This window comes from Micromonospora sp. RV43, from assembly GCF_001029515.1.
Classification (GTDB): domain Bacteria; phylum Actinomycetota; class Actinomycetes; order Mycobacteriales; family Micromonosporaceae; genus Micromonospora; species Micromonospora aurantiaca.
Window position 1 is genome coordinate 70060 of record NZ_LEKG01000025.1, and the last position, 8671, is coordinate 78730.

General features: G+C 72.2%; 8 protein-coding genes. 6 read left to right on the plus strand and 2 right to left on the minus strand.

The window, feature by feature from the left end; genetic code table 11:
- Position 1 precedes the first annotated feature (1 nt).
- The gene (locus ABD52_RS09115; protein ID WP_013477142.1) at positions 2-412 is read right to left on the minus strand and encodes a hypothetical protein; all 411 of its coding nucleotides are present in this window, start codon (positions 410-412) and stop codon (positions 2-4) included.
- Between the two features lie 174 nt (positions 413-586).
- Between ABD52_RS09115 and ABD52_RS09120 the strand changes: the two genes are divergently transcribed.
- From ABD52_RS09120 to ABD52_RS09135, 4 genes are read left to right on the plus strand one after another with little or no spacing between them, the layout of a single operon-like run.
- A complete protein-coding gene (locus ABD52_RS09120; RefSeq protein ID WP_047891518.1) occupies positions 587-2149 on the plus strand; it encodes a phenylacetate--CoA ligase family protein in 1563 nt (520 codons plus the stop codon).
- Positions 2150-2152: 3 nt separating this feature from the next.
- Positions 2153-2593 carry a hypothetical protein gene (locus ABD52_RS09125; protein ID WP_013285846.1) on the plus strand — a complete coding sequence of 147 codons (441 nt, stop codon included), beginning with the start codon at positions 2153-2155 and terminating at the stop codon, positions 2591-2593.
- Complete coding sequence (locus tag ABD52_RS09130; RefSeq protein WP_047891519.1) at positions 2590-3672, plus strand: GNAT family N-acetyltransferase; 1083 nt, start codon at positions 2590-2592, stop codon at positions 3670-3672. The genes ABD52_RS09125 and ABD52_RS09130 overlap by 4 nt, the downstream gene beginning before the upstream one ends.
- Positions 3673-3674: 2 nt before the next feature.
- On the plus strand, positions 3675-4685 hold the full coding sequence (locus ABD52_RS09135; RefSeq protein WP_047891520.1) for a nitroreductase: 1011 nt from the start codon (positions 3675-3677) through the stop codon (positions 4683-4685).
- A 12-nt stretch (positions 4686-4697) separates the two neighbouring features.
- Here ABD52_RS09135 and ABD52_RS09140 read toward each other — a convergent pair whose 3' ends face one another.
- Positions 4698-5735, minus strand: a complete 1038-nt coding sequence (locus ABD52_RS09140) for a LacI family DNA-binding transcriptional regulator (RefSeq protein WP_047891521.1) — start codon at positions 5733-5735, stop codon at positions 4698-4700.
- Positions 5736-6122: 387 nt separating this feature from the next.
- On the opposite strand from ABD52_RS09140, the gene ABD52_RS09145 reads away from it, so the two are divergent.
- Positions 6123-7511: a glycoside hydrolase family 43 protein gene (locus tag ABD52_RS09145; RefSeq protein ID WP_013285850.1), complete on the plus strand. Its 1389-nt coding sequence runs from the start codon at positions 6123-6125 to the stop codon at positions 7509-7511.
- A 59-nt stretch (positions 7512-7570) separates the two neighbouring features.
- Positions 7571-8671: glycoside hydrolase family 43 protein (locus tag ABD52_RS09150; RefSeq protein WP_235437415.1), on the plus strand; the 1101-nt coding region annotated here is incomplete at its 3' end.

The following is an 8671-nucleotide window of genomic DNA, read 5'->3' on the forward strand; positions in this document are numbered from 1 at the left end:
GCTACCGGTCCGTCGGCCGCTTCGGGGCCGGCGACGCCAGCCGGTCCGCGAGACCGTTTGCGACCTCGGGGGCCAGCCGCGCCAGATTGAGTACGGTGTCCAGCGCGTCGTGCGCGTCCGAGGTGTATCGCCGGATCACCTCGCCGCGCTGGTCGTCGGCCATCTTCAGTTGCCCGACCACGGTGTCGATCAGGGCGTGCCCGTCGGTGCGGACCCGGGCGACGAGCTCGTCGAACGCCTCCGGGTCCACGCGCCGGCTCTCGGTCAGCTTCTCCTCGAGCCTCCGAGCGCCGGCCAGCCCCGCCGCGAGTTCCTCCTCCAGCACCGTGGCCGCGTGGGTCACGGTCTCCGAGGTCTCCTCGGCCACCTTCTCGAAGCGCTCGTTCGTGCGCTCACGCTCCACGTTCTCCATGCGGCGGAGTCTTCACCGGCCCCCGGCGGCGGGCTAGAGATGTGTCGCGATGGTGACTGGCGGTAATGATGACGAGCTCGACTCGCCATCCGGCGGTGACTGGGTACGCGTACTCAGCGCAGTACCGTCCCGTCGCTCATGTGCGGGCGCGGCGGCGTCGACAGGATGCTTGTCATGGCCGAGACGCTGCACCGACACGCCGCTGCACGTACCGTCGACACGCCCCTGCCCGCCGAGGCCGCGCTGGCCCCCGCCGGCCGCGCGGTCGCCGCGCTGGCCCGGCTCGTCGCCCACCACCCGGCCGGCTGGCGCTGGCTGGCCCGGCGCCACCACCCGGTCCTCGACCGGCTCGCCGCCGCGAACGCGCGGTCGACCTGCGTGCGGGCCGCCCGGCGGGTGCCGGCTTACCAGGCGTTCCTGCGGGCCCGCCCGGGCGGCCTGCGCCGCCGGCTGCGGGACTTCCCGGAGACCGACAAGCACGGGTACGTCATGGCGTACGACGCCTCCGCCCGCTGCCGGGACGGGCGGATGCCGGAGCGGGGCGTGGTGGTCGACGAGTCGGCCGGCTCGTCCGGGCGGCCGTTCAACTGGCCGCGCGGCGAGCGGGAACTGCGGGCGGTGCACCGGGACATCGCCGGCTACACCGGACTGGCGTTCCCGATGCGCCGGCCGTTCGTGATCAACGCGTACTCGATGGGCGCCTGGGCGACCGGCACCACCACCGGCGCGGCGATGGCCCGGATCGCGACCGTGAAGAACACCGGCCCGGACCTCGGGAAGATCGTCGACACGCTGCGCGAGTTCGGTCCCGGCCACGACTACCTGGTGACCGCGTACCCGCCGTTCCTCAAGCACCTGCGGGACCGGCTCGACGCCGAGGACTTCCAGTGGTCGCGGTACCGGATCTTCGCCAGCTGCGGCGGGGAGGGGATGACCGAGGCACTGCGCGACTACCTGGAACAGCGGTTCGTGCGGGTGCGCTCGGCGTACGGGGCGTCGGACCTGACCATCGGCATCGGCGCGGAGACCCGGTTCACGGTGTGGCTGCGGCGGCGGCTGCGCACCGACGCGGGACTGCGCGCGGAACTGCTCGGCCGCGGCGAGCAGCGGCTGCCGATGGTGTTCCAGTACAACCCGTTCGCCACCTACCTGGAGACGAACGAGCGGCGGGAACTGCTCTGCACTGTGGCCAGCCCGCACGTGCTCCAGCCCCGGCTGCGCTACAACGTCGGCGACGAGGCGCTGCTGGTGCCGTACCGGCGGATCGTCGAGCTGGCCAACGCCGACCCGGTACGCCGCGCCGAGTTCCGTACCGCGGTGGCGGAGGAGCGGATGACGCTGCCGCTGCTGCTGTTGTTCGGCCGCAGCGACTCCACCGTGTCCTACCTGGGCGCGAACCTCTACCCGCAGGACGTCGAGTACGGCCTCTACACCGGCAACCCGTACGCCGCCGAGATCAACAGGTTCTGTCTGACGCTGCACGAGGACGCGGCGCTGGAGACCCGGCCGGTGATCCACGTCGAGCTGCGCCGTCCGCTGGACGCCGCGGCACGCGCGGCGCTCGCCGACGCCTGCCGCGACGGGGTACGCGCGCACCTGACCTCGGTGTCGCGGGACTTCGCGCAGTCCCTGGTGGAGGACCCGACCGCCGGCGACCTGCGGGTCGAGCTGTACGAAACCGGCGGCGGCCCGTTCGCCGACATGCAGAAGCTCAAGAACGTCTACCTGGTGAGGTGAGCGATGCGTACCCGTGACTTCTCCCGCGCCCCCGCGCAGGCCCGCGCCGGCGCCATGTTCATCGGCGGCACCCGGTACGCGAACCCGCTGGTGCTGCTGCGCCTGGCCCCCGACTGGATCCGGATGGTGCGCGACATGCGCCGGATGTCCGGCTACTGCTGGCACACCGTCTACTGGCAGTTCCCGCTGACGCTCGGCACGATCGCGTTCTTCACCGACCGGGACGCGCTGCTGCGCTTCGCCCGGACCCGGCACCACCGCAAGCTGATGATGTGGCTGACCGACGGCGACCGCAACGCCACCGCCGGATTCATCCGGCTCTACACCGCCTCCCCGGACGGCTACTCCAACGGCGCGTGGCGGGCCGAGGACGGCGCGATGGGCCACATCGAGCGGTTCACGCCGCTGGGCGCGGAGACGACCGGACCGGCGGTGCGCCGGTGACCGGCCACCGGTTCGAGCGCGTGACCGGCCGGCGCGGCCTGCGCGACTTCCTCGCCCTCACCGACCGGCTGTACGCCGACGAGCCCCGGTACGTGCCGACGCCCCGGCAGCAGATCCGCCGCTGGTGGCGCGACGGTGTGCCGATGTACGTGCTGCGCGACGCCACCGGCGCCGTGGCCGGGCGGACCACGCTGCACACCGACGCGGACTTCGACGCCGAGATGGGGCGCCGCTGCCAGCTGTTCGGGCTCACCGAGTTCACCGCGCCGGCTGCCCGGCCGCTGTTCGACGCGATCGGCGCGTACGCGACGCCCGGCCGGGACCTGCTGTTCGGGCCGGTGGCGCTGCTGCCCAACCAGGCCGGCGGCGTGATCACCTCCGGGTACGCCGACCGGGGTTTCGTGGACAGCGCGTGGAACCCGCCGTACTACCCGGACGCGTACGAGGAGAACGGGTTCACCGGGCGGTTCGTCTCCGACACGTGGATCTGCCCGGTCCCGCCGCCGGTCGAGCCGCCGCCCGCGCTGGGGGTCCAGCCCGACGGCGCGCGGCTGGAACTGCACCGGGGGAACACGCGGCGGCTCGACGAGCAGCTCGACCTGCTGCGCCGGATGCTCAACGACTCCTTCGCCCAGCTCGGCTACTACACGCCGATCTCCGCGGCGCAACTGCGGCGGCAGACCGACGGCCTGGCGTACCTGCTGGACGAGTCGCTCCTGCTCTACCTGACCCGCGACGGGCGGCCGGTGGCGTTCGTGCTCTGCGTGCCGGACATCAGCGGCTTCCTGGTCGCGGTCCGCGGCGACCTGAACCCGGTCAACCAGCTGCGGCTGCTGGCCAGCCGCCGCCGGTACCGGCGGGAGGCGGTGCTGATCGTCAAGGGCGTGGTGCCGGAGTTCCAGGGGCGCGGCTACCAGCGGCTGCTCTCCGCGCACCTGCACCACAACCTGCACGACGGCGGCTACGCGGCGCTGCGCAGCACGTACGTCGGGCGGGACAACCCGGCGTCGGCGGCCCAGTACCGGCGCCTCGGCGGGCGCCCGCTGCACGGCTACACGTTCTACGCCAGGGAGCGGTGAGCATGGACCTCGCCGCGTTCCACGCGCTGGAGCCGCTGTGCTGGCGGGCGCCGAGCGCACACAACACCCAGCCGTGGCGGCTGCGCTACGAGCGCTGGGCGATCACCGTCGGCTGGGATCCGGCCGACGCGCTTCCCGCGGGCGACCCGACCGGGCGCGACCTGCGGCTGTCGCTGGGCGCGTTCGTGGAGACCTGCCTGATCGTCGCCGCCGACGCGGGGCTGCGGCTGGACTGGGCCGCCGACCACGACGAGTCCGACCGGCGGGTGGGGCGGCTGCGGCCGGGACGGCAGCCGTACCGGACGCCGTTCCGCACCGCCGACGTGTGGGACCGGCGTACCCACCGGGGCCGGTTCACCGGCGGCCCGGACGCCGACGTGGTCGCGGCCGTGGACGCGGTCGCCCGGCGGGCCGGTGGCGCGGTCCGTGCCGTGCCGGCGGCCGGGCGGCTGCGCGCGCTGCTGCGCACGGCCGACCGGCAGGTGTACGCCGACCCGGCGGTGGTCGCGGAGCTGCGCCGCTGGCTGCGCCTGGACCGGTCGGGCCCGCGCTACCGGGCGGACGGGCTCAGTGACAGGTGCCTCGGGCTGGGCCGGGCCGCTGCCACCGGACTGCGGGCGGCGCTCGCGGCGTACCCGGCGTTGCGCCCGCTGGGGCTGCCCCGGCTGCTCGCCGCCGCGGGCGGTGACCCGCTGGCGCAGGGCGGCGGGGTGCTGGCGCTCGTCGCGCCGCCCGGTCTGGACGCGGCCGGGCAGGTCGAGTTCGGACGCGTGCTCATGCGGATGTGGCTGACGCTGCACACGGCCGGGCTGGCCGCGCATCCGCTCAGTCAGCTCGTCGACGTGGCCGCCACCCGGTACGCGCTCGGCACGCTGCTGGACGTGGCGCCGGAGCGGATCGTGCACGTGGCCCGGGTGGGCCGGCCGGTCGCGCCGGCGCCCCGCTCGGCGCGCCGGGTCGAGCGCACGGGTGGGGGAGTGCTGATGCGGGACGCCGCGGTCCGGGTGGGGTAGGACCGCCGGGGGTCATCGCGACGGCGGCGCGGTGCTGGCCCGTACCACGAGAGTGGTGCCGAGTTCGTACCGCTCCTGGGCCGGGGCGCGGCCGTCGGCCAGGGTCAGGGCGAGCCGGGCGGCCGTGGCGCCGATCTCGGCGAACGGCTGCCGCACCGTGGTCAGCGGTGGCGCGAGCCAGGCCGCCTGCTCGACGTCGTCGAAGCCCACCACGCTGAGATCCTCCGGTATCCGCAGACCGGCGTCCCGGGCCGCCGCGTAGACGCCCATCGCCTGCAGGTCGTCGCCGCAGACGACAGCGGTCGGCGGGTCGGGCCGGGCGAGCAGCTGAGCGCCGAGGTCGCGGCCGTCCTCGAAGGTGAACACGCCCCGCTGTTCGAGGCTCTGGTCGAACGGGACACCGGCGTAGTCCAGCGCGGCGTGGAACCCGTCCAGCCGGGCGCGCGCGGACAGGTCCCGGACCGGTCCGGTGATCACGCCGATCCGGCGATGGCCGAGTTCGAGCAGGTGCCGGGTGGCGGCGAGCGCGCCGCTCCAGTTGTTGGACCCGACGGCGGGGGTGGGGAACAGGTCGCCGGTCGGGTCGATGGCGACCAGCGGTATGCTGTCGGCCTCGAACCGTTCGCCGTCCTCGGCGGTGACCAGGGCGAACGCCGTGATGACGGCGGTCGGCTGCCGCACCAGCAGTTGCTCCGCCCAGGGCAGCCCGGCCGACACGAGCCGGTGCACGTCGGTGAAGCCGACGGTGTGGTCGTGGGCGGCGGCGACCTCCTGGACGCCGCGCAGGATCTGCATGGCGATCGAGGACAGCATCCGGTGGAAGACCACCTCGACGCAGAGGGCCGCGCCGGTGGTCTGCCGTCGCCGGTAGCCGTGGTCGCGGAGCAGGGCTTCCACTCGCTGACGGGTCTGCTCGCCCACCCCGCGCCGGCCGTTGAGGACCTTGGAGACGGTGGGTGGGGACACTCCGGCGAGTTCGGCGATCGTCGCGAGGGGCAGGTCACCGCGCCGGGGCTTGCGCAGGTGCGGCCGCGGTCCTTCTTCGATCACGAGGGAAGTCTATGGCTGCGGCGCGAGGGCGAGTACGCGCCGCTCAGACCGCCCGCGAAAGGTTATCGATAACATTTCGCGCCCCGGAGGACTTCGCCGGGTCGGGTCGTGGATCTCCGGCTTTCCGCGGGAACTTTCGCGAAACCTGTTCGTCACATCTTGACGGCCGACGCCTCCATCCATGAGAGTCCATATAGGCAGATGCGGCGCACGGACGGGAGCCCGGCGCCGGTGGGGTGGCGGAGCGCGTACGGAAAGGATGCCTGGGCAGCATCCTGTTAGCGCTAACACCAGCCCTTCCTGCCGACATCAGACGCCGGTCCGGCCCGCGTCATCACGTCCCACCCATCCACGCGCACGAGCGTGGCGGCAGAGGGGTTCCGATCCGTGGCGATCAGTCGACGAGCACTCATCAAGGCCGTGGCCGCATCCGGCGCACTCACCGCGGCGTCGGTCACCGGCCTTCCCGGCGTGGCCTGGGCGGCGAACACCGCGTACGCGATGGCCTACTTCACCGAGACGCCGAACTTCCAGGGCGCGGACTACGGGCTGCACCTGGCGGTGAGCCGGGACGGTCTGAACTGGACGCCGTTGAACCAGAACAACCCGGTGGTCACCCCGACGCAGGGGCAGATGGGCCTGCGGGATCCGTTCGTGTTCCGCAAGCAGGACGGCAGGTTCGTCATCCTGGCCACCGATCTCAAGGGCACCAACTTCGGCCTGAACAGCCAGTACCTGCACGTGTGGGACTCGACCGACCTGACCGCTCTCACCGGCTACCGCCGGATCCGGATGCACACGCTGCCCAGCTCGCACACCTGGGCGCCCACGGCGTTCTGGGACGCCGGCCGCGGCCAGTACGGCATCGTCTACTCCTGCAACAGCGGCGGCGACGTGCTGATGGTCAACTACACAAGCGATTTCGTCACAGTCGGCCCGCAGCAGGTGTTCTTCAGCCCCGGCTTCGGTGTGCTCGACGGTGACGTCGTCGTCGACGGCGGCACCACGTACCTCTACTACAAGAACCTGTCCACCGGCCTGCTGCACGGCGCCCGCTCCTCGACCGGCGCGCCGAACAGCTTCACCACGTACACCAGTGGACTGCGGCAGGGCAACGCGATCGAGGCGCCACTGCTGGTCAAGAACAACGACGGCAGCGGCTGGCGGCTCTGGGGCGACTCGTTCAGCCCGGTCAACGCCGACTACTACATCTGGTCCACCTCGAACATCGGCGGCAACTCGTGGACCGCGCTCAACCAGCGCGACTACACGCCGCCGCTGAACGCCAAGCACGGCTCGATCGTCGGTATCAGCGACGCCGAGTACAACGCGATGATCTCCCGGTGGGGCACCCCGAACTGGGTCCGGCTCAAGTCGTCGAACCTGCCCGACCACGTGGTACGGCACAGCAACGGGGTCGGCCGCGTCGACGCGTACCCGTTCGATCCCTACCAGGACCAGATGTGGCGGATGGTGGCCGGCCTGGCCGACCCCGCCGCCGTGTCGTTCGAGTCGGTGAACCGGCCGGGCAGCTTCCTGCGGCACAGCAACTACGCCATCCGCCTCGACCCGAACGACGGGTCGGCCACGTTCCGGGCGGACGCCACCTTCCACCGCACCGCGGGACTCGCCGACGCCTCGTGGACGTCGTTCCGGTCGCACAACTTCCCGGACCGCTACCTGCGGCACGCCAACTACCTGCTGCGGATCGACCCACTCGGCTCGGCGTCGAGCGCGAGCGACCGCCAGGACGCCACCTTCCGCATCACGCCCTGACCGAGGAGGCCGTCATGACCAGAAGACTCCTGCGACGCGGCGTCGCGCTGTTCGCGAGCATGCTCTGCGCGGTCGCGCTGACGCCTGCTGTCGCCCACGCGGACAACCCCGTCGTCCAGACCATCTACACGGCCGACCCGGCGGCGCTGGTGCACAACGGCCGGGTCTACCTCTACACCGGCCACGACGAGGACGGCTCGACCTACTTCACCATGAAGGAGTGGCGGGTCTACTCGTCGGCCGACATGGTCAACTGGACCGACCACGGCTCGCCGATGAACCTGGCCACCTTCAGCTGGGCCAGCGCCGACGCGTGGGCCGGCCAGACCGTCTACCGCAACGGCCGCTTCTACTGGTACGTCCCGGTCAAGAACCGGGCCACCGGCCGGATGGCGATCGGCGTCGGTGTCTCCGACAGCCCGACCGGCCCGTTCCGGGACGCCATCGGCCGTCCGCTGGTGGAGAACGGTGAGATCGACCCGCACGCCTTCGTCGACGACACCGGGCAGGCGTACCTGTACTGGGGCAACCCGAACCTCTGGTACGTGCGGCTGAACGCCGACATGGTGTCGTTCTCCGGCGGCCCGACCCAGATCCCGCTGACCACAGCGGGCTTCGGCGCCCGCAGCGGGAACACCAGCCGTCCCACGCTGTACGAGGAAGGGCCCTGGGTCTACAAGCGCAACGGGACCTACTACAACGTCTTCGCGGCCGAGTGCTGCTCGGAGTTCATCGGCTACTCCACCGCACCCGGCCCGACCGGTCCGTGGACCTACCGCGGCACGATCATGCCCCGCCAGGGCGGCAGCTTCACCAACCACGCCTCGATCATCGACTTCAACGGCGGCTCGTACTTCTTCTACCACAACGGCGCGCTGCCGGGCGGCGGCGGCTTCACCCGGTCCGTGGCGGTGGAGAAGTTCAGCTACCGCTCCGACGGCACCATCCCGACGATCAACATGACCAGCGCCGGCGCACCGCAGGTCGGCACGCTCAACCCGTACGTGCGCCAGGAGGCGGAGACGATCGCCTGGTCCGCGGGCGTCGAGACGGAACCGTCGAGCGAGGGCGGGAGGAACGTCGGCTGGATCGAGAACGGCGACTACATCAAGGTCAAGGGCGTCGCGTTCGGCGCCGGCGCCGGCTCGTTCACCGCCCGG